This window comes from Symbiopectobacterium purcellii, from assembly GCF_019797845.1.
GTDB classification, from domain to species: domain Bacteria; phylum Pseudomonadota; class Gammaproteobacteria; order Enterobacterales; family Enterobacteriaceae; genus Symbiopectobacterium; species Symbiopectobacterium purcellii.
The window spans coordinates 2,192,351-2,218,413 of record NZ_CP081864.1 but is presented as its reverse complement, the minus strand read 5'-3'; the positions used below and the strand labels follow the sequence as shown (position 1 = coordinate 2,218,413).

Below are 26,063 nucleotides of genomic sequence, written 5' to 3'. Positions count from 1 at the left end.
ACCTTTACCCTCTGGCGGCGAGCGCTGTCACGCGCTGATAAGCCTGCCCGCTGTGAATAATATCCAATGCCTGCTGCGCGTTCTGGCGCAAATCTTCTTGTCCGAACAGACGCAACAGTAATGCAACGTTGGCGGCCACGGCATTTTCCTGCGCGCGTTCGCCTTTGCCTTGTAACAGGCGCGCCAGAATATCACGGTTTTCTTCGGGCAGCCCGCCCTGGAGTGCAGAAAGCGGGGCGCTATCGAGACCAAAATCGCGGTGGGTCAGCTCGTAGGTTTCCACCTTGCCATCGCGCAATTCCGCCACTTGAGTTGGGGCATGCAGCGCGACTTCATCCATACCGCCGCCGTGCACGACGGCTGCACGTTGGTAGCCGAGCACACGCAGCGTTTCAGCGATGGGGGTCACCAGATGCGGACTGTAAACCCCAATCAGCGCCAGCGGCGGACGTGCCGGGTTAATCAGCGGTCCCAGCACGTTAAACAGCGTGCGGGTTTTCAGTAACTGACGCACTGGCATCGCGTGGCGAAATCCGGTGTGGTACTGCGGTGCAAACAAAAAACAAACGCCGAGATCGTCCAGCGCCTGACGTGATTGTTCGGGTGCCATATCCAATTTAATGCCGAAGGCAGACAGCAAATCGGAAGAGCCGGAACGGCTGGAGACGCTGCGGTTGCCGTGCTTGGCGACCTTCACGCCGCAACTGGCGGCAACGAACGCGCTGGCCGTTGAGATATTGATGCTATTGGTGCCATCTCCGCCGGTGCCGACGATATCGGCAAACAGGTAGTCAGGGCGTGGGAACGGTTGCGCGTCCGCCAGTAAGGCCGCCGCCGCGCCCGCGATCTCTTCCGGGTGTTCACCGCGCACTTTCATACTGATCAGTGCGGCTGCCAACTGCGCAGGTTCTAACTCGCCATGCACAATCGCGCTAAACAGCGCCTGGCTCTCAGCGCGGGAAATGGCCTGAGCACCAAACAGTTTCTCCAGAATAGCCTGTGTTTCCAGGGGGGCATCGAGCGGAGCGGCGGTCAGCGTGTTTACAGAAGCGTACATACTATATCCTTAAATTCGGTAATGGTTTTCGTTGTGGGTCGCGATAAGGCCTATGCCAGCGCCCACGCCAGCGTCTGCTCCAGCAGACGGGCACCGTGAGTGGTCAGGATAGATTCAGGGTGAAACTGGAAGCCGCAGACGCGATCGGCGTCGTGACGCACTGCCATCACCATGCCATTAAAATGGGCATTGACCGTGAGTTCATCAGGCACCTGACTGCCTACCAGGGAGTGGTAACGCGCCACCGGCAAGGGGTTAGGCAATCCCTGAAACATCGCCAGGCCATCGTGTTCAATGGACGAGGCTTTGCCGTGCAGGATTTCACCGGCTTGGCCCACGTGGCCGCCATAGGCTTCAACAATCGCCTGATGCCCCAGACAGACGCCAATGATCGGCAAACGTCCGCGCAGTTGGGTTAACAGTGCAGGCATGCAGCCGGCCTGTGCCGGAGTGCCGGGACCGGGGGAAAGCATCAGAACCGGTTTTTCCAGGGTTTTCAGTCTGGCAATGATGGTGTCTACCGGCACCTGATTGCGGTAAATCACCACGTTATGGCAGCTGGCGCGCAGTTGGTCCACCAGGTTGTAGGTGAAAGAGTCAATGTTATCGAGCAACAGGATATCGGCCATCAGAAGATCTCCTTGGCATGGTGAGCCGTGGCAATGGCGCGAAGCACCGCGCGCGCTTTATTTCGGGTTTCATCCGCTTCCGCCTGCGGCTGTGAGTCGAGCACTACGCCCGCACCGGCCTGAACAGTAGCGATACCTTCTTCAACATAAGCAGAGCGGATGACGATGCAGGTGTCTAAATCGCCGTGCGCGTTGAAATACCCCACGGCGCCGCCGTAGCTGCCGCGTCGCGTTTTCTCACTGTCGGCAATCAACTGCATGGCGCGTACTTTCGGCGCGCCGCTCAGTGTGCCCATGTTCATGCAAGCCCGGTAGGCATGCAGTACATCCAAATCCTTACGCAACGTACCGACAACGCGGGATACCAGATGCATTACGAACGAGTAGCGATCCACTTTGGTCAGATCGGCCACATAGCGGCTACCGGCTTCACAAATACGCGCCAGATCGTTACGCGCCAGATCGACCAGCATCAGGTGCTCAGCCAGCTCTTTATGGTCAGTGCGCATTTCCAATTCGATGCGGCTGTCGAGATCGCGATCCAGTGAACCATCTGCCCGACGGCCGCGCGGACGGGTACCGGCAATGGGGTAGATTTCGATCTGTCGAGAATCCGCGTCGTATTTCAGCGAGCTTTCAGGAGAGGCACCAAATAAGGTGAAGTCCTGATCCTGCATAAAGAACATATAGGGGCTGGGATTGTTCTCTTTTAGCGTCTGGTACGCGGCCAGCGGCGATGGGCACGGCAGGGAGAAACGGCGTGATGGCACCACCTGGAAGATTTCACCAATGCGAATCGCTTCCTGCATTTGACGTACCACGTCACCGTATTCTTCGTCGCTCTGGTTACAACTGAGCGTCATATCCGTCAGCGTCTGACGCGGCAGCGCGGGTGCCGGTTGCTGCAACTGGTCCCCTAACTGTGCCAGGCGATGTTGCAGGCGCTGACGTTCGGTGGCATCTGGTGTGAACAAGCTGGCCTGTAAATGCGTGACGCGCTGTTGGTGATCCAGAATCAACAAGGTCTCTGCCAGATAAAAGCAGTAATCCGGGCAGCGTTGTTGTTGGCTGAGTGGCGGCAATGCCTCAAACCCGGCAACCAAATCGTAAGCAAACAGGCCACCGAAGAACATCGCTTCCCGCTCACTCGCTGGGCTGGTTACCAGCGTTTGCAGCAAACGCAGTGCGTCAAAAACGGACAGCGAACGCAGACGGGCATCTTCATCTTGCAGGGTATCCACGGCGGGAAAGGTTAATTCACGACCGTTGGGACGCACGGCGACATCGATATCAGCCGGTAACAGTTGGTCAAGCAGTGGCAGCAGTGTCGCACCGTTAGTGGTAAATGCCTGAATGGAAACCTGCTGTCCCAGTGCGGTGATACGCAGTGCGCTATCAATGATCAACAGGCTTTTCAGATCCTGTTTACTGTCAATTTCAGCGGATTCCAGCAGCAGCGTGGCTGGCCGGGCACCGCACAGTTGATGGAAAACCGCGCTCGGATTATCGCGATAAGCGGCTTCGATGCGCAGCAGTTCAAGCTGCGGCTTATCGGTGGATGAAGATATCGTTGCTGATGTTTGCATCGTCGCTACTCTGGTTGTCTGCTGCCCGTTTTAAGTCGGTTTCACGGCATCGCACAGCAGTAAGTCATAAAAAAAACCGCCAATTAAGCGGGTTTAGAGATTTTGCATGTTGTGATAACAGCTATGCGTTAATACTCCACCCGCCATAGGGAAGAGCGCCACCAACCACCGGTTTTGAAGCTGCCGCGCGGGCTGCTGTTTACCATTGCGAGAAAGTGCGTTGCCATTATCACGTTTCCACTTATTTACTGAATATGTGTACTAGTTAACTAGTTCATGAGCGCATTGTCAACGGGTTAACACATTTTATTTTATCAATACCGTACCGCTGTCGTGTGGTTCCCCTCCGACGGTGTTTAATGGCATGATGTCCAGCGCCTCAGATCCCCTGAGCCGCATTAACAACCATAGGTGCCTGTGTGTCCGAACTTTCCGTTGCCCTGTCCGCTAGCCCACTGTTTGATCTGCACAGCCACACCACCGCTTCGGATGGAGAACTGTCGCCCGGTGATCTGGTGCAACGCGCCGTCGAGATGCGCGTTGGTGTTCTGGCGATCACCGATCACGATACCGTGGCTGGCCTGGCGACTGCACAGCAGGCGATAGCCACAGGCAATCTGCCATTACGGCTGGTGTGTGGTGTTGAGATCTCCACCCTGTGGGAAAACCATGAGATTCATATTGTCGGTTTAGGCATTGATCCCGACCACGTCGCCCTCACACGGCTACTCGAACAACAGAAGGCGCGCCGCTGGCAGCGTGCGCAGGCCATCAGTGAACGGTTGGAGAAAGCACGTATTTCGGGCGCACTGGAAGGGGCACAGCGCCTTGCTGGAGAGGGCGAAATCACGCGTGGTCATTTTGCCCGTTTTCTGGTGGAGCAGGGCAAAGCCAACAATGTAGGGCAGGTGTTCAAATCCTATCTGGCAAAAGGGAAAACCGGATATGTCCCGCCGCAGTGGTGTACAATAGCAGAAGCCGTTGATGTTATTCATCATGCGGGCGGTGTCGCGGTACTGGCACATCCTGGGCGCTATGATTTGTCGCCCAAATGGCTCAAACGGGTGCTGGCCAGTTTTGTGGCCGCTACGGGGGATGCGATGGAGGTCGCCCAGTGCCAACAAGCGCCGGACGAACGTACTCAACTGGCGCGTTATGCGCAGGATTTTCAGCTCTATGCCTCACAGGGCTCTGATTTTCACCGTCCCTGTGCCTGGATAGAGTTGGGGCGCAAGCTGTGGTTGCCCGGCGGGGTGACGCCAGTGTGGCAACATCCCGTGCTGGCCGCTTTGCTGTTGACCGCAGACGCAGTGCCCCCCGACGGATGCGAAGCGTCGCGCTAAATTCGATGTTTAAGGACGTATTATGAGTCAGTTTTTTTATATTCATCCACAAAACCCGCAGCCCCGGTTGATCAATCAATCTGTGGATGTGCTACGTAAAGGTGGCGTGCTGGTCTATCCCACCGATTCTGGTTATGCATTGGGATGTATGCTGGGCGAGAAGAACGCGATGGAGCGCATTTGTCAAATTCGCCATCTGGACAGCAACCATAACTTCACCATCGTATGTCGCGATCTTTCCGAAATATCTACCTATGCCTATGTGGATAATGCGGCGTTTCGCCTGATCAAGAACAATACGCCCGGTAACTACACCTTTATTTTGAAAGCCACCAAAGAAGTACCGCGCCGATTGATGAGTGAAAAACGTAAAACCATCGGCCTGCGTGTGCCCTCTAACGAGATAGCACTGGCGCTGTTGGAAGCGCTGAATGAGCCGCTAATGTCGACCACATTGATGCTGCCGGGCAATGATTTTGCGGAGTCCGATCCGGAAGAGATTCAAGATCATTTGGGCAAACGGGTGGATTTAATTATCCACGGTGGATTTCTGGGACAAAAACCCACAACGGTGATTGATCTGACCGACTCGGCGCCGGTTGTGGTGCGTGAAGGCACCGGCGATATTTCACCGTTTCAGTGATTAAGGCTCGCTCGCTGCTTTGCGCTCAGCGTTCTGTTTCCGTCAACGAATGGCACAGCGTAAATTGGGTCGTCGGGTGCTGTTCCCAACCAGCCTGTAAAAATAACGGGGTCAACGCCTGCGGTACCGCAACCGGGGTATAAATCCCCTCGAACTGCGCGGCCAGCGCTTGCAGTAGTCGCCGTGCATGACCTTGCCGCCGGGCGGTGGGCGCGACATAAAGCGTCCGCAACTGTGGATTGGTAAACGCAGTGGCAACAATGGCGTAGGCATCATTGCCGCTGTGATATCCCTGTGCCGGCAGGGCGACCGTGCCCAACGGGTCGATCATCCAGGGTAGCCCGTTATCCGGTGCTGCGATCATGCTGCCGATAATGGTGACCGGATCACAACGCGTTAATGTTACAGAACTGTTTTTTGTTCCATTGCCCTGTGGTGCAGCAAAACCGCACAGGGTGTCCTGACGTACAAATCCCATCTTGTCATACAAAGCAATGCCCGCTGCATTGCAGCTAATCACCTCAAGCCACAGGGCGCAGTCGCCTCGTTGACGTGCTTCATTCAGCAATTGTTCTAACAACGCGGTTCCTAATCCGCCACGGCGCCAGCGCGGATGAACGGCAAAGGCGGCCAAACGGCAACGCGAGCCGCGCCGCACCATGATTGCCAACGCCACCGGATTATTGTTAGCACTCCAGATGCGACTCTCGGTCAATGAAAGTCCCTCGGCGTTAAAGCGTGTGGCAAACGTTGGGCCATCAAGGGTGAAAGGGACCACGTAATCCGTGAAACACTCGGTTAATATGGCGGCGATCTGATGGCTGTTGTAGTGCGTGGCATCACGGCAGACCAGCGGTGAAATCGATGTCATGGACGTTTCCTGTAGTGTCGGCGCTAGCGTATACGGCTCCCTGTAAACAGGATTATCGGTCGATATGCCGTTGTACTCAAACAAGATGCGCTTTTTAGCCTAAAATTCATGTAGAATGATCGGCCACTCGCGCTAGGGGTACGGCGATGTGGCGATAAGCAGGGGGGCATTGCCCGAATTCCTCTGTTAAACAGATACTCATCAGTGAGTTATGCGGTAATTAACGTTGACTCATTGTTTTATCCGACGCCTGTGAAGGCGACACTCTGAGGCTGCTCAATGAGCGAAAAGTTACAAAAAGTGCTGGCGCGCGCTGGCCACGGCTCACGCCGCGAGATTGAAGGCATTATCCAGGCAGGCCGTGTGAGCGTGGACGGAAAAATCGCGACGCTGGGCGACCGCGTCGAGGTGACCAAGGCAACCCGCATTCGTATCGATGGTCACGTGGTTTCTGTGAAGGAAACCGAAGAAGCGGTGTGTCGCGTACTGATCTATTACAAGCCGGAAGGTGAGCTGTGCACCCGCAGCGATCCCGATGGTCGCCCGACGGTATTCGACCGCTTGCCGAAAATGCGCGATTCGCGCTGGGTAGCGGTAGGGCGTCTGGATGTGAATACCTCTGGCCTGTTGTTGTTCACCACCGACGGCGAATTGGCAAACCGCTTGATGCACCCCAGTCATGAAGTAGAACGTGAATATGCGGTGCGGGTGTTTGGTGAAGTGGATGAGGATAAACTCAAACTACTGACCAAAGGTGTACAGCTTGATGACGGTCCTGCATCGTTCTGCACCCTGAAGTACAGCGGTGGTGAAGGATTGAACCAGTGGTATAACGTCACACTGACAGAAGGGCGCAACCGTGAAGTGCGTCGTCTGTGGGAAGCGGTCGGCGTGCAGGTGAGCCGCCTGATTCGTGTGCGCTATGGTGACATCCCATTACCAAAAGGGTTGCCGCGCGGTGGGTGGACAGAAATGCCGCTCGAGCAGCTTAACTATCTGCGTGAGCTGGTGCAATTGCCGGCGGAAACTACCAGTAAATTGCCGGTGGAGCGCGAGCGTCGTCGGGTGAAAGCCAATCAAATTCGTCGTGCGGTCAAAAGCCACGGTCAGGCTGGTCCCGCGCGGCGCAGTGCGCCAAAGCGTAACGGCTAAGTGTGATGTATAGATAGTCGGTTTTACACGGGGTGTGCAGTCGCTACACCCCGCAATATCAATAGCGTATTTTCTTACCAATCGATGCCTTGCTGAGCCTTTATACCCGCATCAAACGCGTGTTTTGTCGGCCGCATTTCCGTTACCGTATCCGCCAATTCCAGCAATTCGCGGTGGCAGCCGCGACCAGTAATAATCACGCTCTGATGGGACGGTCGCTGTTGTAATGCGTTCACTACCTCTTCAAGTGCCAGATAGTCATAGCTCACCATGTAGGTAAACTCATCCAGGATCACCAGATCGAGCGAAGGATCGGACAACATGCGTTTACCGTGTTGCCAGACGGCCTGCGCTGCCAGCGTATCGCCAGTGCGATCCTGCGTATCCCAGGTAAAACCGGTTGCCATCACCTGAAATTCAACGCCGTGCTCGGCGAGCAGATTACGCTCGCCGTTAGGCCATTCACCTTTGATAAATTGAATCACGCCGACGCGCAGGCCATGGCCTACCGCGCGTGTTGCGGTGCCAAAGGCCGCAGTGGTTTTTCCTTTGCCATTACTGGTGAAAACCATCAGGATGCCGCGCACCTCGTTGGCCGCTGCAATACGTTCGTCAATCCGTTGTTTCAGCTTTTGCTGGCGCTGCTTGTGGCGATCGTTATCCATTGTTGAGGCTCCCTTATACGGCTGGACCGGGCTTTCTTCCCGGCTGTGCGTCGAAACTCATGCCGGTTTTGCGTTTGCTGTCATCGCCCATCAAATAAAGGTAGAGCGGCATAATCTCGGCTGGGGTTTTGAGACGTTGCGGATCTTCATCCGGGAATGCGCTGGCGCGCATTGCGGTGCGTGTTCCCCCCGGATTGATGCAGTTAACGCGCAAATGCTGATTGCGATACTCGTCGGCTAATACCTGCATTAGCCCTTCTGTGGCGAATTTGGAAACCGCATAGGCTCCCCATTCTGCACGGCCCACGCGACCCACGCTGGAACTGGTGAACACCAGTGAGGGGCTGGCGGCTTTTAGCAACAGGGGTAACAATGCCTGCGTCAGCATAAAGGTGGCGTTCACGTTAACTTGCATCACCTGATGCCAGGTGGCCGGATCCTGTCCAGCAATCGGTGCGATATCCCCGAGCAACCCCGCGTTATGCAGCACGCCGTCAAGGTGGGGTATCTGTTTTTCCAGATCCGTTGCCAGCGTAGTGCAGGCCTGTTCCGTTATCGTCAATAAATCGCAGGGCACAATCAGTGAGTGAGTCCCCGTTTCACGCAGGATTTCTGCTTGCACGTCCTGTAATTTATGTTCGGTGCGCCCCAGCAGGATCAACCGGGCACCGTGGCGCGCGTAGGTGAGCGCGGCTTCACGCCCGATACCATCGCCCGCGCCTGTGACCAGGATAAGGCGGTGTTTGAGAAGGTCATTCATAGGTTGATAATGCACGGTGCTTTCCTCTCTACGCCGCAAATCCTAAGAAGTAACGGCAGTTATGCCTCAATGCGCCAGTGAATTCAATGCGCGTCGGGCGCATTCTTAGGCCACTGCGTTAAAAAACAGCAACAGGCGTAAAAAACCCATGAATAACATCGCCATATTTCACGCCATACGTTAGGCTGTCTCTTTGCTCTCGCGCCGGTTTGATGAAAACCGTGGAGTGGCGTAAGACGAGCGGTATGATGGTGTGGTGTGTCGCAGGCAACTGCGCAGGTAACATCGGCGGCGTCATGATATGACTCAGTGAACGAGGGACGGTATTTGTGGAATTGCTTTCTCAGTACGGCTTATTTCTGGCAAAAGTAGTTACGATAGTGCTGGCCATTGGCGCACTGGTCGTGTTGACCTTTGGTGTCACGCAGCGAAAACGCCCACGCAAAGGGGAGTTGCAGGTGATGAACCTGGGCGAACAGTATCGCGAAATGCAAAATGAAATGCGCGACACCTGCATGAGTGATACGGAACGCAAACTGGTTGCGAAGCGTAAGAAAAAAGAGGACAAGGCTGCCGCCAAAGAAGAAAAACTGCGCGCCAAACGCGGCGATGAGAAAGTGGTGAAACCACGTCTTTACGTATTGGATTTTAACGGCAGCATGGACGCCGGTGAAGTTTCTGCGCTGCGTGAAGAGGTCTCGGCGGTGCTGGCGGTCGCTACGCCGCAGGATGAAGTGCTGTTGCGCCTGGAAAGCCCCGGTGGTGTGGTTCACGGCTACAGGTTAGCGGCTTCTCAGTTACAGCGCCTGCGTGACGGCGGTATTCGGTTGACCGTCGCCGTGGACAAGGTTGCTGCCAGCGGTGGATACATGATGGCGTGTGTGGCCGATCGTATTGTAGCAGCCCCGTTTGCCATCATCGGCTCTATCGGCGTGGTGGCTCAGATCCCCAACTTTAATCGGTTGCTGAAAAACAATGATATCGATGTGGAGTTGCATACCGCCGGTGAATACAAGCGTACCCTGACGCTGTTTGGGGAGAATAATACCGAGCAAGGGCGTGAAAAATTCCGTGAAGAACTGAACGTGACCCACGGTCTGTTTAAACAGTTTGTCAAAGAGATGCAACCCACGCTGGATATCGATAAAACGGCCACGGGCGAGCATTGGTTTGGCACACAGGCGCAAACGTTAGGGCTGGTCGATGCAATTGGCACCAGTGACGATTTACTGATCCAGGAAATCACCACGCATGAAGTGCTGAGCGTGCGCTATACGCGTCGCAAGCGCCTGCTGGATAAAATCATGGGAAACGCGGGTGACTCCGCTGAGCGTCTGTTGCTGCGTTGGTGGCAGCGGGGCAGCCACCCGTTCGTTTGATGCGCATACTCCTGTGCGCGGCAAGATAGACCGCGTACAGGGTGTACTCACTTAGTCGATCAGTTGATACTTTTCTGACAATTCATGCGCCAAATGCTTGAACATGTTAAACACTGCCGTGGTTTTTAATGTCGGCAGGCCGTTATCATCCAGAAAATAATCCCCTTTAAATACCAGCACGCCATTCTTTTGGTCAACGTCGGTGGCAATCATGCCGTGCAGATAGTCATCGTGGTTCTGAATCAGACGGTTAGCTTCTTCTAACAGCGTCTGGCGGTCGAGCGGGGTTCTCTCTGTGGCGCTGGTCACTGCGCCCATGGTCACGTTGTCTGACATGGTGTTACTCCTGCTGAAACTCATGGCGCCATTCTAACGCCACCCCGACGCCATTCGCTCGTGCTTTTTTGCGCTTTTTTTTCTGAACTGTTGAAAACAGGTTGATAAGACGACGTAATTTTTTTGAAGACTACGCCGTTTTCAGCCGATAACTATGAGCAGTAGGGGTTGGCGAAAACCGCGTTTCCATGCTAATTAGGTTGCGTGGCGGCATTTATCAGGTAGAGTGTGGGATTTTGTATCGTTAAGCGGAAAAAATTCTTTACGGTGTTGCGGCAGCATGAGCGGCACCGCGGGCAGTTAACCGTCATTACAGCAAAAAAACGTGGATGGTCATGTGGTTATGGAATGGTTTATTGACCGTTATGTACTCTTGAATCTCCACCTAGTGAAGCTGGAAGTACGCGAACAGGCGTAGCGGTAGAGAATAAATGACGTATATGCCCCTTGAAAAAGGGACCAGACGCCCTCAACAACACGTTAATATGAAGCATTCGGTAGGTAACAATACATATGGGTAAAGCTCTCGTCATAGTTGAGTCCCCGGCCAAAGCCAAAACAATCAACAAATATCTGGGCAATGACTACGTGGTGAAATCGAGCGTCGGTCATGTGCGTGATTTGCCGACCAGCGGTTCCGCGGCGGCAAAGAAGAGCGCTGAGCCTGGTAAAGCGAAAAAAGCCGGCAAAAAAGATGAGCGCACCGCGCTGGTCAATCGTATGGGCGTTGATCCGTACCACGGCTGGCAGGCTGATTACGAAATATTGCCCGGCAAAGAGAAAGTCGTCTCTGAACTGAAAACGTTGGCGGCCAATGCCGACCACGTCTATCTCGCAACCGACCTTGACCGCGAAGGGGAAGCCATTGCCTGGCACCTGCGGGAAATCATTGGTGGCGATGAAGGCCGTTTCAGCCGCGTGGTGTTTAACGAAATCACCAAGAACGCGATCAAGCAGGCGTTTGAAAAACCAGATAAATTAAATATCGATAGGGTCAATGCGCAGCAAGCGCGGCGTTTTATGGACCGTGTCGTGGGCTACATGGTTTCTCCACTGTTGTGGAAAAAAATTGCCCGTGGGCTGTCTGCCGGTCGTGTTCAGTCCGTTGCGGTACGTCTGGTGGTGGAGCGCGAACGCGAAATCAAAGCCTTCATCCCGGAAGAGTACTGGGAACTGCATGCGGATTTGCAGTCATCAAGCGCTGCACTGCAAATGCAGGTGACGCATGTTGATGGCAAACCGTTCAAGCCGGTCAATAAAGCGCAAACCGCAGCGGCGGTCAGCGTGCTGGAGGCCGCGCGTTATGTGGTCGCGGAGCGCGAAGACAAGCCTACCAGCAGCAAGCCGGGGGCTCCTTTCATCACCTCCACGCTGCAACAGGCGGCAAGCACCCGCCTGGGATTTGGCGTTAAAAAAACCATGATGATGGCGCAGCGCTTGTACGAAGCGGGTTACATCACCTACATGCGTACTGACTCCACCAACCTGAGTCAGGATGCGCTGACCATGGCGCGCGATTACATTGCGTCCAGCTTTGGCAACGCTTACCTGCCGGAGAGTGCGAACCTCTACAGCAGTAAAGAAAACTCGCAGGAAGCGCATGAAGCTATCCGCCCCTCGGACGTCGCCGTTCTGGCGGATGCGCTGAAGGATATGGAAGCGGATGCCCAGAAACTTTACCAGTTGATCTGGCGTCAATTTGTCGCTTGTCAAATGACGCCGGCCAAATATGACTCCACAACGCTGTCGGTGAATGCGGAAGGTTATCAACTGCGTGCCAAAGGGCGCACCCTGCGTTTTGACGGCTGGACCAAAGTGATGCCAGCGCTGCGCAAAGGTGATGAAGATCGCACGCTGCCGACCGTTGAGGTAGGCGAAGTAATGACCCTGGATAAATTGCTGCCGAGCCAGCACTTTACCAAACCACCTGCGCGTTATAGCGATGCCTCGCTGGTAAAAGAGCTGGAAAAACGCGGCATTGGTCGTCCGTCAACTTACGCCTCCATCATTTCAACCATTCAGGATCGTGGCTATGTGCGGGTGGAAAACCGCCGTTTCTACGCGGAAAAAATGGGTGAAATTGTTACCGACCGTCTGGAAGAAAATTTCCGTGAGTTGATGAACTACGATTTTACTGCGCGTATGGAAAGCAGCCTTGATCAGGTCGCCAACAACCAGGCGGAATGGAAAGGGGTGCTGGATGAGTTTTTTGCCGAATTCAGCCAGCAGTTGGAAAAAGCGGAAATGGATCCGGAAGTCGGGGGGATGCGCCCCAATGCCATGGTGCTGACTACCATCGATTGCCCGACCTGTGGACGTAAAATGGGGATTCGCACCGCCAGCACTGGCGTGTTCCTCGGTTGTTCCGGCTATGCGTTGACACCAAAAGAGCGTTGCAAAACCACCATCAACCTGATCCCTGAAGCCGAAGTGTTGAACGTGCTGGAAGGGGATGAGGCGGAAACCAATGCGCTGCGTGCCCGTCGTCGTTGTGGCAAATGCGGCACGGCCATGGACAGCTACCTGATCGATAACCAGCGCAAGCTGCATGTGTGCGGCAATAACCCGGCATGTGATGGCTACGAGATCGAAAACGGTGAGTTTCGTATCAAGGGCTACGACGGTCCGGTGGTGGAGTGCGACAAATGCGGTTCTGATATGCACCTGAAAATGGGGCGTTTTGGTAAATACATGGCCTGCACCAACGAAAGCTGCACCAATACCCGCAAGATTTTGCGCAATGGTGAGGTCGCGCCGCCGAAGGAAGATCCGGTTCCCTTACCCGAACTGCCTTGCGAAAAATCCGATGCATACTTTGTGTTGCGTGACGGCGCTGCTGGGGTCTTCCTGGCTGCCAATACCTTCCCTAAATCGCGAGAAACCCGCGCGCCGTTAGTGGAAGAGCTGGTGCGATTCCGCGATCGCCTGCCGGAAAAACTGCGCTATCTGGCCGATGCGCCAGTGGAAGATGCCGAGGGCAACAAAGCGGTGGTTCGCTTTAGTCGTAAAACCAAGCAGCAATACGTTGCGTCGGAGAAAAACGGTAAGGCGACGGGCTGGTCCGCATTCTATGTAGACGGCAAATGGACCTCTGAGAAAAAATAATTCGCTGCCAGATCTGGGTAGGAAGATAGCGATCTAGGTGAGAGGATCACGCCGCCGTGCGCTAGAATGAGCGCCCTCACTCAGCTCAGGTTGAGGGCGCTATTTTTATCGATGTAAAGATAATAGTTATATAAAAATATTTTTTATGATTAAATGACCTTAATATGATGAAATAACCGTCTGCTTTTCATGGCACTGCAAATGTTGCGGCATCATGAAAAAGTAAAGCAACGGTAGATAATTTATTCGTGCCTGATGCACATGCTCAATAACATGGGATGACATATGAAATTGCAACAGCTTCGTTATATCGTTGAAGTTGTTAATCATAACCTGAACGTTTCCTCAACGGCTGAGGGTTTGTATACCTCGCAACCGGGGATCAGTAAACAGGTGAGAATGCTGGAAGATGAGCTCGGAATTCAAATCTTTGCGCGCAGCGGTAAACACCTGACTCAGGTAACGCCGGCAGGCCAGGAAGTGGTGCGAATCGCCCGGGAAGTGCTTTCCAAGGTAGATGCCATCAAGGCAGTAGCCGGAGAACACACCTATCCTGATAAAGGTTCGCTCTATGTGGCGACCACGCATACGCAGGCGCGTTACGCACTGCCGGATGTCATCAAAGGTTTTATTGAGCGCTATCCTCGCGTTTCACTGCACATGCATCAGGGGTCGCCAACGCAGATAGCCGAAGCGGTCGCGAAAGGGACGGCAGATTTTGCCATCGCCACTGAGGCGCTGCATCTGTATGACGATTTGATCATGCTGCAGTGCTACCACTGGAATCGCGCGGTGGTGGTGAAACCCGATCATCCGTTGGCAACGAAAAAAGATATCACCATTGAAGAGCTGGCAGCGTATCCGATCGTTACCTACACCTTCGGTTTTACCGGCCGTTCTGAGCTGGATACCGCATTCAACCGCGCAGGGTTGACGCCGCGCATCGTGTTTACCGCCACGGATGCCGACGTGATCAAAACCTACGTGCGTCTGGGATTAGGCGTTGGTGTTATTGCCAACATGGCCGTCGATCCGCGCACGGAGACGGATCTGATGACCATTAACGCCAATAGCATTTTCAGCTACAGCACCACCAAGATCGGGTTCCGCCGCAGTACCTTCCTGCGCAGCTACATGTATGATTTTATTCAGCGCTTTGCGCCGCACCTCACGCGTGATGTGGTGGATTCTGCCATTGCCCTACGTTCAAATGAAGAAATTGAAGCTATGTTCAAGGATATAACGCTGCCAGTAAAATAGTGTCGATTATTCATCAAAGAGGTGCATGGCATGATCAAGCTTGTGCTATCAGTGGTAGCCTTTGCGCTAATAGTAATATCAGGCATCGTGTTACATGGCCTCTCTGCTTTTGAACTCCCTGAACGCGCCCAGCAGACATTATCGTTTTCGCTGGGCGATACCCACCTTGAAGGCACGCTGTTGCTGCCTGATAACACACAAAATCCGCCTGTGGTGTTGCTGGTGCACGGCGACGGGGCTCAGGATCGTTGGTCTGATGGGGGTTACCTTCCGCTGGTCAATGCCCTGGTTGCCCAGGGGATTGGCGTCTTTTCCTGGGATAAACCCGGCGTGGCGGCCAGTAGCGGTGAGTGGCTGGCACAAACGTTGGGCGATCGCGCGGATGAAGCGGTTGCCGCGCTGCATGCGTTACGCTCTCGCCCCGAATTGAAAGGGAGTCGCCTGGGATTTCTCGGTTTTTCTCAAGCGGGATGGGTGGTCCCCAATGCCAGTCAGCGCGCTACGGCAGATTTTATCGTGTTGATTGGCCCCGCGATAAACTGGCGCGATCAAAGTCTCTACTACATGCAGCAGCGTTTAGCCGCAGAAGGGGCTGAATCGTCGGCGATTGCCGCGGCTATTGCGACAGAACGCGCGGCTTATTCACAACGCTTTACCCCGCAAACGGTGATGCAACCTTGCGCGTCACGTTGTACGCGAGACGATTTTGAGCGGCGTAATGCGCTAGCCGACGCGCGTCAGGACATTGCCGCACAGCGTGCGCCGGTGATGGTGCTGATGGGGGCACAGGATCTCAATGTTTCTTCGACGGAAACGTTAACGGTGTGGAGCCGGTTACTGCCGGTGGCAACCTCCCGTTGTTTGCGCGAAGTCAAAGATGCCACCCACGGTTTGCTGCGCGCCAAATGGTTTAATTATCAGTTGAGCGAACAATGGCCGCGCTGGACGCAGTGGGGATTTTTAGCCGCGGGGCAATCTGCCTACGCGCCCGGTGCCCTGGACGCGATCGCAGAATGGATCTTGGAGAGACGTTGCTGAGCGGGTTGAGTGATTTCAGGCGTAAACCTTGTCACCGAACTCGCACAAATCTTCAATCAGGCAGGAGCCACAGCGTGGTTTACGGGCGATGCAGGTGTAACGTCCGTGCAGAATCAGCCAGTGGTGGCAGTCGATTTTGAATTCAGCGGGCACCACCTTCAATAGCTTTTCTTCTACCGTATCCACATTTTTTCCCGGCGCAAAACCGGTGCGGTTGCACACACGAAAAATGTGCGTGTCAACGGCGATGGTGGGCCAACCAAAGGCAGTGTTTAATACCACATTAGCGGTTTTTCGGCCGACACCGGGCAGTGCTTCCAGCGCTTCGCGATTTTCCGGCACCTGCCCTTGATGCTTGTCTAACAGGATCCGGCAGGTCTTGATGATGTTTTCAGCCTTGCTGTTAAACAGGCCGATGGTGCGGATATAATCTTTCACCCCGTCCACGCCAAGCGCCAATAAGGCTTCTGGCGTGTTCGCGACCGGGTAGAGTTTTGCCGTGGCTTTATTCACGCTGACGTCCGTGGCCTGGGCGGATAGCAGTACGGCAATCAGCAGCTCGAACGGTGTCTCAAAGCGTAGTTCGGTGGTCGGATGGGGATTCGCATCGCGCAGACGACGCAAGATTTCGCCGCGTTTTTCCTTGTTCATCGTCTTGTCCTTGTGCTTATGGTGCGATTCCGGTCAGCGTATCAACAGCCGTAACGCTCTGTCTTGCCTCACTGACAGCACGACGGCGTTTCATTTTTTCGTCAATCAGGTATTTGGCGGCAAGCAACAGCGCCAAGCCAATAAACGCCCCCGGAGGCAGCATGGCCAGTAAGAAAGGGGTATCAACCTGGATCACTTCAATGCGCAGCGCTTTGGCCCAATCGCCGAGCAGTAGGTCTGCACCGTCAAATAACGTGCCGTTACCCAGCAATTCGCGCAGCGAACCCAAGACGAACATCGTACAGGTCGCCCCCATACCCATAGCGAAACCATCCAACGCCGACAGGGCAACAGGGTTTTGCGCCGCGTAGGCTTCCGCACGGCCAATAACCAAACAGTTAGTGACGATCAGCGGGATAAAAATGCCCAGCGACTGGTATAAGCCATAGGCGTAAGCGTTAATCAACATTTCCACCGAGCTGACCACGGCCGCAATAATCATCACATAAATAGGGATGCGGATTTCAGACGGCACCCAACGGCGCATTGCGGAAATCGCTGCATTGGTACAGGTCAGTACCAGCGTGGTGGCTAACCCTAAGCCCAATGCGTTGGTGGCAGTAGAGGTGACGGCCAGCAGCGGGCACATGCCTAACAGTTGCACCAGCGCCGAGTTGTTTTTCCAAAGCCCCTGGGCCAGAAGGTGTTTCACTTCACTCATGTTACTCTGCTCCACAATTCGGCAATGTTGCCAGGCGCGCCGGGAGGGTCTGCATAAAAAGCGCAGTCCGTTTGCTTGCATTTACCACGGCGCGGGGCGTGATGGTGGCACCAGTGAACTGATCGTATTCACCGCCATCCTTTTTGACGGCCCACTGACGATCGTCAGCACCTTGCACGGTGCGCCCTGTAAAACGGGTTATCCAGTCGGATATTCGCAGATCAATTTTGTCGCCCAGACCTGGTGTTTCATGATGCTCAGTCACCCGAACACCGAGTACCTTACCATGGAAATCGGCCCCTATCAGCAGATGAATGGCACCGGAATAGCCATCCGGTGCGCTGGATTCAATGGCTGCTGCCACCGGAGTATCACCTTTGCGAGCAATATAGAGATGGCGCGCGGATGTCGTGCCCAGCGCCACATCAGTGACGAGGTAACATTCTTGCAGAATATTGTTGTCGTAAATATCCGGCGGAATCACCTGATCCAGCAATGCCTTTTGTTGCAACTGCGCCTGATGGGCAATGGTAGGTTTGGTCAGGGTATTGACCATGGCTGTCAAGCCGGTGGTCAAGGCAGCAAACAGCGCCAGCGTGGTCGCGTGACGTCGCATCGTACTGATCATGCTATTTCCTTATCGACGATGGCCATAGGCGCGTGGCTGGGTATAGTAATCGATGAGCGGCACGGTAATGTTCGCCAGCAACACCGCAAACGCGATGCCATCCGGGTATCCACCGTAGGTACGGATCAACCACACCAGCAGGCCAATCAGTGCGCCAAACAACAAGCGCCCTTTGTTGGTGGTGGAGGCCGTCACGGGGTCGGTGGCGATGAAGAAAGCACCGAGCATAGTGGCACCGGAGAACAGATGCAGCAGCGGTGGCGCAGATTTTTCCGGCATCAATATCCAACCAAGCGCGGCACACAGCAGCAAAGAGAGCAGCATGCTGACAGGAATATGCCAACGAATGGAGCGGGTCAATAATAAAAGGATACCACCTGCAAGGTACGCCAGATTGACCCATTGCCAGCCCACGCCAGCCAGGCTCTCGGCAAAGATCGGGTGTTGTAACACTTGTGCCGGTGTTTCCCCGGCACGCAGGCCGGTTTTGAAGCTATCTAACGGCGTGGCCTGGGTCATGCCATCAATGTTCTGCATTAAGCCCTGAATGTGCAAACCCGCATCGGTTTTTCCGGTGAAAATCACATGCAGTGCATCAATGAAGGTGACCGGTGCTACCTGCAATGTGGTGGGCGGTAGCCAACTGGTCATCTGGACCGGGAAGGAGATTAACAATACCACGTAGCCGACCATGGCCGGATTAAAGGGGTTGTTTCCTAATCCACCATAAAGTTGTTTGGCGATCACGATAGCGAAAAACGTGGCAAGGACCACCATCCACCAGGGCGCCAATGGGGGCAAGCTGACGCCGAGCAGAATGGCGGTTAACAGCGCGGATTGATCCGCCAGCGTAGTACGTACTGCAAATTTTCTCAGTGACAACGTCACCGCTTCCGCCGTTAGCGCGGTGACTGAGGCGAGCGCGATTTGTATCAACGTCCCGACGCCAAAAAACAGGGTCTGGGCAACGATACCGGGCACACAGGCGAGTATCACCCACAGCATGATGCGCTGTGTGCGCTGATGGTTATGGGTAAAAGGCGAACTTGCGATCTTGAAAGCCATCTATTCCTCGTGAGTGTGGATTAACGCCTGTTCGGCTTTACGTGCTTTAACGCGGGCAATGGCAGCGGCTACGGCGGCCTTGCGTGGGTCACTCAGTTCAGGGGCAGGTTCCGCTTCGGGGACTGGTGTGGCGACACCCGCAGGGGTGATAGCTTCCGGTGCCTGCTGAGCGGCTTTTTTAGCTTTAACGCGGGCAATGGCAGCGGCTACGGCGGCCTTGCGTGGGTCACTCAGTTCAGGGGCAGGTTCCGCTTCGGGGACTGGTGTGGCGACATCCGCAGGGGTGATAACTTCCGGTGCCTGCTGAGCGGCTTTTTTAGCTTTAACGCGAGCAATGGCCGCAGCTACCGCAGCTTGTCGTGGATCCTCTGGCACAGTGGCAATCGGGTGGGCTTGTTCATCTTCTGCCTGTATCCGTTGCTTCTCGCGCGCCTGGGCTTTTCGCGCTTCGCGCGCCGCGATGACCGCACTGTTATCCGGCGTGCGGTCAGGATTTATCGCAATCGGAGCAAGCGTTTCAGTAAGCGCATTTTTGCTGCGCACGCGCTCCAGCGCAGCCTGAACGGCCTGTTTATCCGTCGTAGACACCGTGGCAGCCGCTTGCTGATGTCGCCGTTCACGCGCCGCTTTTTCTCGCTCCAAACGCAGCTGTTTCGCATCAAAACGCGCTTTCGCCTGTTGCGCCCGCGATGCTTCAAGATCGAGGGTGCGGATTTCAGCTTTTTCCTGACGGTAGTATTGCACCAATGGAATGTTGCTTGGGCAGACATAAGCACAAGCACCGCATTCAATGCAGTCAAATAAATGATGTGCGCGCGCTTTTTCATGTTCCTGACCGCGGCTGAACCAATAAAGCTGTTGTGGTAACAGGCCTGCCGGACAGGCATCAGCACACTTACTGCACCGAATGCAGGATTGTTCTTGCTCTGGTGCCTGAATTTCACTCACCGACGGAGCAAGAATACAGTTGCTGATTTTGACAATAGGAACATCAAGCGCGGGCAGGGTGAAGCCCATCAACGGCCCACCCATGATCACCATCGGGGTTTTGTTTTCGGCATGAAACCCAGCTTGTTTAAGCAAGTGGCGCACCGGTGTGCCGAGGCGTGCCCAGACATTGCCTGGTTGGCGCAGTGCCTCTCCAGTCAAGGTAACCACCCGCTCCGTCAAGGCTTCACCGTCGATCACCGCGCGTTTGATGGCATAAGCGGTGCCGACGTTTTGCATCAATACGCCGATGGAGGCGGAGTGTTTGCCAAACGGCACTTCCTTACCGGTCAAAATCTTGGTGAGCTGCTTGGCTCCACCGGAGGGATATTTGGTGGGAATGACCCGCAACCGAATATCTGCGCGATTGGCCAGTGCCTGGCGCAGCGCCTGAATGGCTTCCGGCTTGTTGTCTTCAATGCCGATCAAGGTACGTTCTGGTGAAAGTAAATGCATCAGGATCTCAATCCCTTGCACAATTTCACGGGCGTACTCTTGCATCAACCGGTCGTCGGCGGTGATATAAGGTTCACATTCGGCAGCGTTGATGATCAACGTTGCGATACCACGCAGTCCGCCTTTGAGTTTGGCTGAGGTCGGGAAACCTGCGCCGCCCAGACCCGCGATGCCTGCCTGATGTAAATGTGCGAGCAGAGTATCTATCGAATGCTGTTGATAATCGGGCAAGCACTGACGGTCGCACCAGCGATCTTCGCCGTCCGGAATAATAATGATGCTTAACTCAGGCAAGGCCGAAGGGTGTGCCGTCATGTGCGGACGGATAGCGTTTACCGTACCGGAGGTGGGGGCGTGTACCGGCAGCATACGTCCCGTGCCGCGCGTCAGGGGTTGACCGCGCAGTACGCGATCGCCAACGTTCACGCAGAGTTCGCCTTCCGGCCCGAGATGCTGTTTCAACGGAATGATAAACTGTTCCGGCAGCGGGATGTGACGCATCGGCACACGGCTGGATTGGGTTTTCATCTCCGGTGGATGAATACCACCGTCGAAATCCCAAATTCTTTCTTTACGAAACAGAGTTAACAGCTTAAGCATGATGGTCTACTTGGATAAGGAGAACCGGGATGGTTTCGAGATCCCATTTCCAGTTGGATGTCGTGGTGGCTACCGGGTGCAGTTCAATGCAATCTGTCGGGCAAGGGGCAACACACAGGTCACAGCCGGTACAGAGATCGCTCACCACGGTGTGCACCGCGCGGGTGGTGCCAATAATGGCATCAACCGGGCAGGCTTGAATACATTTGGTGCAGCCGATGCAGTTACTTTCGTCGATCCAGGCCACTTTGAGCGCCGGTTGCAGATCCGGCGCGTCGCCATCGAGCGGCTGCGGGTCAATATTGAGTTTCTCGGCCAGCTTCAACATCATCGCCTCGCCGCCGGGGCCGCACTTGTTGATCTGCTCACCGTGCAAGGCCACGGCTTCGGCATAAGGGCGACAGCCCGGATAACCGCATTGACCACATTGGCTTTGCGGTAGCATGGCTTCGACCTGCTCGACGATAGGATCAGCATCAACGTGAAAACGACGCGAAGCAAAACCAAGAATCAAGCCGGAAACCAGCGCCAGCACACTCAACGCGGCAATCGCAATCCAAATGGCATTCATTAGAATTTCACCAACCCGGTAAAGCCCATAAATGCGAGCGACATCAACCCAGCGGTGACCAGTGCAATCGATGACCCCCGGAACGGCGCAGGGACATCCGACACGGCAATACGTTCACGAATGGCGGCGAACAACACCATAACCAATGAGAAGCCTGCAGCGGCGCTGAATCCATAAACCGTTGATTGCAAGAAATTGTGTGACAGGTTGACGCTGATCAGCGCAACGCCCAACACGGCGCAGTTGGTGGTGATCAACGGCAGGAAAATGCCCAGCAGGCGGTAGAGTTCTGGACTGGTTTTACGCACGGCCATTTCGGTGAACTGCACCACGACCGCCAGAATCAGAATAAATGCCATGGTACGCAGGTAGACGATCCCCAGCGGCAGCAGCACATACTCATTCACCAGCCAGGAAAACATCGAGCCGAGCGTCATGACGAAGGTTGTTGCCAACCCCATACCAATGGCGGTTTCCAGTTTCTTGGACACGCCCATAAAGGGACAAAGTCCAAGAAATTTCACCAGAACAAAATTGTTCACCAGCAGCGTGCTGACGAAAAGAAGTAGATAGTCGGTCATTACCATGCCTAAAAAACAAAACCGGACCATTATCCGGCATTTTAAGGCTTTCGACAACACACCCAAAATAGGGATATTCACCAAAAGCGCATATTTACTCCGCCGTTGGCAGAGTAAACCGTCACAGTGAAAGCCTTTTGGGCCAGTAACGCAAGGCAAGAGTAAACAGGCCGCTCATAAAACGACCCGTTGTCAGGGCTTAAAGCACAAAACGCCAGACGGATTTGGGAATGCAACCGAGATCGAACAACTTCTCGCCAGCGGAAAGTTCGGCACGACGGTGATCGGCTGCGCGTGACATATTGATAATCTCCTTATTATCCGTCAGTGAATAATTTAAATGGTCGTAGAGTTTTTCTAGGCTGTCCAGAGTGTTCACTTTGCGAAACTTGAGTAAGTATTCAGCAGTGGTCATGATTTTTAATTTAATAATTATGTGGATAGGGTATTTCAGTATATGCCAGAGAAGACAGGTGTCTAGCGCAATAGGAATTATGAATGAGAGATGGAACCCGATCTTGACAATCGGGTTCCTTGCTACCGCTTAGCGTGAGGTGAGTTTGTAGTACATCTCATTCCAGCGCAGTGCATCTTTGAATGCCGGAATGCGGGTTTCGTTATCAATGACCAGCAGTTCGATATGATTAATTTCTGCATAGAGGCGCAGATAATCCAAATCTAACGCCTGACTGAATACCGTATGGTGCGCGCCGCCCGCCAGAATCCAGGCTACGGCAGCCTCCTCCAACGACGGTTGTGCCTGCCAGATGGCTCGGGCAACCGGCAGTTTGGGCAAAGGGTGCGGTTGTTCAATGGTGTCCACCACGTTGACCAACATGCGGAAACGATCGCCCATGTCGATGACGCTGGCATTGAGTGCTGGTCCGGCCGGGGTGGAGAAGATCAGCCGTGCAGGATCGGCTTTGCCACCAATACCCAGATGTTGCGCATCCAATATCGGTTTCGCCTCTTTGGCGATACTCGGGCACACTTCCAGCATATGGGAGCCCACAACCAGATTATTGCCGGGGACGAAATGGTAGGTGTAATCTTCCATAAAGGAGGTGCCGCCCGGCAAGCCTTCTGCCATCACCTTCATGATGCGTAACAACGCTGCGGTTTTCCAATCTCCTTCGCCGCCAAAACCGTAGCCTTTTTGCATCAGGCGCTGGACGGACAGACCGGGTAACTGCTTCAGTCCGTAAAGATTTTCAAAATCGGTAGTGAACGCGCGATAACCGCCTTTTTCCAGAAAACGGGTGAGACCCAGTTCAATTTGGGCTGCGTCCAGCAGATTCTGACGGTTAGGGCCGTGGAGTTTAACGGCGTCGGTTAACTGGTAGCTGGCCTCATACTCATCAATCAGCGCGTCGATATCCCCTTTGCTTACCGCATCCACTTCGCCGGCAAGATCGCCCAATCCCCAGGCGCTGACGGAATAACCGAATTGGATCTGTGCTCCCACCTTATCCCCTTCGGTTACCGCCACTTCCCGCATATTATCGCCAAAACGCGCCACTTTAAGCTGTTGGCTTTCCGCAATCGCAGCGGCGACGCGCATCCATTTGGCAATACGTTGATGGGCTTTTTTATCTTTCCAGTGGCCTACCGCGACCTGATGCGATTGGCGCATACGCGCGCCGATAAACCCGAACTCACGCCCGCCATGCGCCGTCTGGTTCAGGTTCATGAAATCCATGTCCATGGTGTCCCAGGGGATTTCAGCATTGAACTGGGTGTGGAACTGCATCAGCGGCTTGGTCAATACGCTCAGTCCGGCAATCCACATTTTGGCGGGAGAGAAGGTGTGCAGCCACACCAGCAAACCGATACAGCTATCCTGATAGTTGGCATCGCGACACAGCGCCAGAATTTCGTCTGGCGATTTGGCAACCGGTTTTAGCACCAGTTTTACCGGCAGTCCGGCATCCTGATTCAGCCCTTGCACCACTTTTTCAGCATTCTCTTTTACCTGACGTAAGGTTTCCGGGCCGTAGAGATGTTGGCTGCCAATAACAAACCAGACTTCACGCTGTTGTAAATTCCCCATGATAACTCCTGCTTGCACGTAGCTTCAAAAACGGAAAATAACCGGTGATCAGTTTGTCGCTTTACGCTGCGCGGCATACGCAGGCTCGGCGAGATGACACCACTGTTGATAACGTTCATACAGCGCCTGATAGCGGGCCACGCGTGTGGCATCGGGCGTCAAGGTGCGCTCGATACGGCTGGCCATGTGGCGCTGCGCGGTCGGAATATCGGGGTGTACCCCAGCGGCCACGGCACCGAAGATAGCGGCCCCCAGTGCGCAGCATTGATCGGACGCCACCACCTGTAACGGGCGATTCATCACATCGGTGCACACTTGCATGATGGTTGGGGATTTGCGGGCGATGCCGCCCAGCGCCAGCAGGTTTTCCACCGGCACCCCTTGAGATTCGAAACATTCCATAATGGCGCGGGCGCCAAAGGCGGTGGCGGCGATAAACCCGCCAAACAGTACCGGGGCATCCGTCCCCAGGTTGAGATCGGTGATCACGCCTTTCAGTCGCTGATTGGCAAACGGGGTGCGTCGGCCGTTAAACCAGTCCAGCACCACCGGAAGATGATCGAGTGAGGGATTGTCCGCCCAGCGTTGGGTCAAGGCTTCCAACAATTTATCCTGCGTTTGTGCCAACTGCGGCACAAGTTCGGGATGTTGTTGGGCGGCAAGTTGTAATGACCAGCCCAATAAACGGCCAAACCAGGCATACATATCGCCAAACGCGGACTGTCCTGCTTCCAGTCCAACAAAGCCTGGCACTACGCTGCCGTCGACCTGACCGCAGATCCCGGCAACGGGTGTAGTCCCCACGCGTGCCTCATCGGCGATCAGAATATCGCAGGTGGAGGTGCCGATAACTTTGACCAAGGTATAGGGTTGTGCGCCCGCGCCCACGGCACCCATGTGGCAATCAAACGCACCGCCCGCCAGCACCGTGTTGGTGGGAACCCCCAATCGTGCAGCCCATTCAGAGGTGATGGTTCCCACCGGTAAATCGGCGGTCCAGGTGTCGGTGAACAGGGGATACTGCAAATGGTCGGTCAGCAGCGGATCGAGCGCGTGAAGAAAATCTTTTGGCGGCACGCCGCCCCATTCCGGATGCCACAGTGATTTATGACCGGCACTGCAACGCCCGCGTTTTATCTGGTGGGGCGCTTGCGTTCCCGAGAGCAGTGCCGGAACCCAGTCACACAGCTCAATCCAGGAGACCGCAGCCTGATGTACGGCGCTGTCAGCGCGTGAGACGTGCAAAATTTTGGCCCAGAACCATTCTGATGAGTACACACCGCCGATGTATTTGGTGTAATCAGGGAACTGACCGCTACGACACAGCGTATTGATGGCTTCCGCTTCTTCAATAGCGGTGTGATCTTTCCACAACACAAACATGGCATTGGGATTGTCGGCAAATTCCGGGCGCAGCGCCAACACCTGGCCTTGCTCATCAATCGGGGCAGGCGTCGAGCCGGTGGTATCGACCCCGATGGCGCGGATCTGCGCGCGTTGCTCGGGAGCTAATCGCTGCACCACCACCTGAACGGCCTGTTCCAGTGCTTCTATATAGTCGAGCGGGTGATGCCGAAATTGATTCTCCGCAGGCAGACAATAGCGTCCTTCCCGCCACCGTGGGTAGTAGACCACCTCGGTTTCTAACTCCTGTCCAGATTGACAGTCAACGGCCAGTGCACGCACTGAATCGCTGCCAAAATCCAGGCCGATTACTATTGCACCCGCGTTCATCGTTCAGCTCCTGTTGTTGCGTCACTGTGGGGAGGGTGGATCGCGCTTAAAGGTGCGTGTTGCCATAGGACGGGATAAGCGGGAACGCACATTCCGGATGCATCTACGATAGTCAGCAGAAAAGCGCGCAGTGAGGATGGGTTAGCTGGAAGTATGCATTTTTCTGCCACCTGTCATAGTTTTGTGACATCAATC

General features: G+C 54.7%; 22 protein-coding genes, 1 pseudogene and 1 other annotated feature. Of the genes and pseudogenes, 7 read left to right on the top strand and 16 right to left on the bottom strand.

The annotated features are described in order from the left end of the window. Positions 1–4 precede the first annotated feature (4 nt). Together trpD and K6K13_RS10220 are read right to left on the bottom strand one after the other, a co-directional pair. A pseudogene (gene trpD / locus K6K13_RS23190) lies at positions 5–1,686 on the bottom strand (anthranilate phosphoribosyltransferase). Then, on the bottom strand, positions 1,686–3,272 hold the full coding sequence (locus K6K13_RS10220; protein ID WP_222160688.1) for an anthranilate synthase component 1: 1,587 nt from the start codon (positions 3,270–3,272) through the stop codon (positions 1,686–1,688). The pseudogene trpD and the gene K6K13_RS10220 overlap by 1 nt, the downstream one beginning before the upstream one ends. 66 nt (positions 3,273–3,338) lie before the next feature. Further along, positions 3,339–3,442: a sequence feature (Trp leader region), on the bottom strand. Between the two features lie 249 nt (positions 3,443–3,691). Between K6K13_RS10220 and rnm the strand changes: the two genes are divergently transcribed. Both rnm and K6K13_RS10210 read left to right on the top strand, forming a co-directional pair. Further along, positions 3,692–4,615 (top strand): RNase RNM, encoded by a 924-nt coding sequence (gene rnm, locus K6K13_RS10215; RefSeq protein WP_252120467.1) that lies wholly within the window; start codon positions 3,692–3,694, stop codon positions 4,613–4,615. A 22-nt stretch (positions 4,616–4,637) separates the two neighbouring features. Beyond that, positions 4,638–5,258, top strand: coding sequence for an L-threonylcarbamoyladenylate synthase (locus tag K6K13_RS10210; protein WP_222160687.1), 621 nt, complete (start codon positions 4,638–4,640; stop codon positions 5,256–5,258). A gap of 25 nt (positions 5,259–5,283) precedes the next feature. Here K6K13_RS10210 and K6K13_RS10205 read toward each other — a convergent pair whose 3' ends face one another. After that, the gene (locus tag K6K13_RS10205) at positions 5,284–6,129 is read right to left on the bottom strand and encodes a GNAT family N-acetyltransferase (RefSeq protein WP_222160686.1); all 846 of its coding nucleotides are present in this window, start codon (positions 6,127–6,129) and stop codon (positions 5,284–5,286) included. Between the two features lie 279 nt (positions 6,130–6,408). On the opposite strand from K6K13_RS10205, the gene rluB reads away from it, so the two are divergent. Beyond that, positions 6,409–7,281, top strand: coding sequence for a 23S rRNA pseudouridine(2605) synthase RluB (gene rluB / locus K6K13_RS10200; RefSeq protein WP_222160685.1), 873 nt, complete (start codon positions 6,409–6,411; stop codon positions 7,279–7,281). A 74-nt stretch (positions 7,282–7,355) separates the two neighbouring features. Here the strand turns inward: rluB and cobO are convergent, their stop codons facing one another. Both cobO and K6K13_RS10190 read right to left on the bottom strand, forming a co-directional pair. Next, positions 7,356–7,946 carry a cob(I)yrinic acid a,c-diamide adenosyltransferase gene (gene cobO / locus K6K13_RS10195; RefSeq protein WP_222160684.1) on the bottom strand — a complete coding sequence of 197 codons (591 nt, stop codon included), beginning with the start codon at positions 7,944–7,946 and terminating at the stop codon, positions 7,356–7,358. Between the two features lie 13 nt (positions 7,947–7,959). Beyond that, the gene (locus tag K6K13_RS10190; RefSeq protein ID WP_222160683.1) at positions 7,960–8,721 is read right to left on the bottom strand and encodes a YciK family oxidoreductase; all 762 of its coding nucleotides are present in this window, start codon (positions 8,719–8,721) and stop codon (positions 7,960–7,962) included. Positions 8,722–9,035: 314 nt separating this feature from the next. On the opposite strand from K6K13_RS10190, the gene sohB reads away from it, so the two are divergent. Continuing rightward, positions 9,036–10,085 carry a protease SohB gene (gene sohB / locus K6K13_RS10185; protein WP_222160682.1) on the top strand — a complete coding sequence of 350 codons (1,050 nt, stop codon included), beginning with the start codon at positions 9,036–9,038 and terminating at the stop codon, positions 10,083–10,085. A 51-nt stretch (positions 10,086–10,136) separates the two neighbouring features. Here sohB and K6K13_RS10180 read toward each other — a convergent pair whose 3' ends face one another. After that, entirely contained in the window at positions 10,137–10,421 is a 285-nt protein-coding gene (locus K6K13_RS10180; RefSeq protein WP_252120466.1) for a YciN family protein, read from the bottom strand. A 513-nt stretch (positions 10,422–10,934) separates the two neighbouring features. On the opposite strand from K6K13_RS10180, the gene topA reads away from it, so the two are divergent. From topA to K6K13_RS10165, 3 genes are all read left to right on the top strand, one after another. Next, positions 10,935–13,526, top strand: coding sequence for a type I DNA topoisomerase (topA, locus tag K6K13_RS10175; RefSeq protein ID WP_222160681.1), 2,592 nt, complete (start codon positions 10,935–10,937; stop codon positions 13,524–13,526). Positions 13,527–13,811: 285 nt separating this feature from the next. Then, positions 13,812–14,786 (top strand): HTH-type transcriptional regulator CysB, encoded by a 975-nt coding sequence (cysB, locus tag K6K13_RS10170; RefSeq protein ID WP_222160680.1) that lies wholly within the window; start codon positions 13,812–13,814, stop codon positions 14,784–14,786. 30 nt (positions 14,787–14,816) lie between these two features. Beyond that, positions 14,817–15,824: an alpha/beta hydrolase family protein gene (locus tag K6K13_RS10165; protein WP_222160679.1), complete on the top strand. Its 1,008-nt coding sequence runs from the start codon at positions 14,817–14,819 to the stop codon at positions 15,822–15,824. A gap of 15 nt (positions 15,825–15,839) precedes the next feature. On the opposite strand, the gene nth is transcribed toward K6K13_RS10165, so the two are convergent. From nth to K6K13_RS10115, 10 genes are all read right to left on the bottom strand, one after another. Next, positions 15,840–16,475, bottom strand: a complete 636-nt coding sequence (nth, locus tag K6K13_RS10160) for an endonuclease III (RefSeq protein WP_222160678.1) — start codon at positions 16,473–16,475, stop codon at positions 15,840–15,842. 16 nt (positions 16,476–16,491) lie between these two features. Beyond that, positions 16,492–17,196 carry an electron transport complex subunit E gene (locus tag K6K13_RS10155; protein WP_222160677.1) on the bottom strand — a complete coding sequence of 235 codons (705 nt, stop codon included), beginning with the start codon at positions 17,194–17,196 and terminating at the stop codon, positions 16,492–16,494. A gap of 1 nt (position 17,197) precedes the next feature. After that, a complete protein-coding gene (rsxG, locus tag K6K13_RS10150; protein WP_222160676.1) occupies positions 17,198–17,824 on the bottom strand; it encodes an electron transport complex subunit RsxG in 627 nt (208 codons plus the stop codon). A 9-nt stretch (positions 17,825–17,833) separates the two neighbouring features. Then, positions 17,834–18,889, bottom strand: a complete 1,056-nt coding sequence (rsxD, locus tag K6K13_RS10145) for an electron transport complex subunit RsxD (protein ID WP_222160675.1) — start codon at positions 18,887–18,889, stop codon at positions 17,834–17,836. After that, complete coding sequence (gene rsxC, locus K6K13_RS10140; RefSeq protein WP_222160674.1) at positions 18,890–20,932, bottom strand: electron transport complex subunit RsxC; 2,043 nt, start codon at positions 20,930–20,932, stop codon at positions 18,890–18,892. Then, complete coding sequence (rsxB, locus tag K6K13_RS10135) at positions 20,925–21,503, bottom strand: electron transport complex subunit RsxB (RefSeq protein ID WP_222160673.1); 579 nt, start codon at positions 21,501–21,503, stop codon at positions 20,925–20,927. Before rsxB ends, rsxC begins: the two co-directional genes overlap by 8 nt. After that, positions 21,503–22,084 carry an electron transport complex subunit RsxA gene (gene rsxA / locus K6K13_RS10130; protein WP_222160672.1) on the bottom strand — a complete coding sequence of 194 codons (582 nt, stop codon included), beginning with the start codon at positions 22,082–22,084 and terminating at the stop codon, positions 21,503–21,505. Before rsxA ends, rsxB begins: the two co-directional genes overlap by 1 nt. Before the next feature lie 199 nt (positions 22,085–22,283). After that, positions 22,284–22,499 (bottom strand): transcription modulator YdgT, encoded by a 216-nt coding sequence (ydgT, locus tag K6K13_RS10125; RefSeq protein ID WP_222160671.1) that lies wholly within the window; start codon positions 22,497–22,499, stop codon positions 22,284–22,286. A 129-nt stretch (positions 22,500–22,628) separates the two neighbouring features. Then, positions 22,629–24,134 (bottom strand): L-arabinose isomerase, encoded by a 1,506-nt coding sequence (araA, locus tag K6K13_RS10120; protein ID WP_222160670.1) that lies wholly within the window; start codon positions 24,132–24,134, stop codon positions 22,629–22,631. A 48-nt stretch (positions 24,135–24,182) separates the two neighbouring features. Then, a complete protein-coding gene (locus K6K13_RS10115; RefSeq protein WP_222160669.1) occupies positions 24,183–25,868 on the bottom strand; it encodes a ribulokinase in 1,686 nt (561 codons plus the stop codon). Positions 25,869–26,063: the final 195 nt, after the last annotated feature.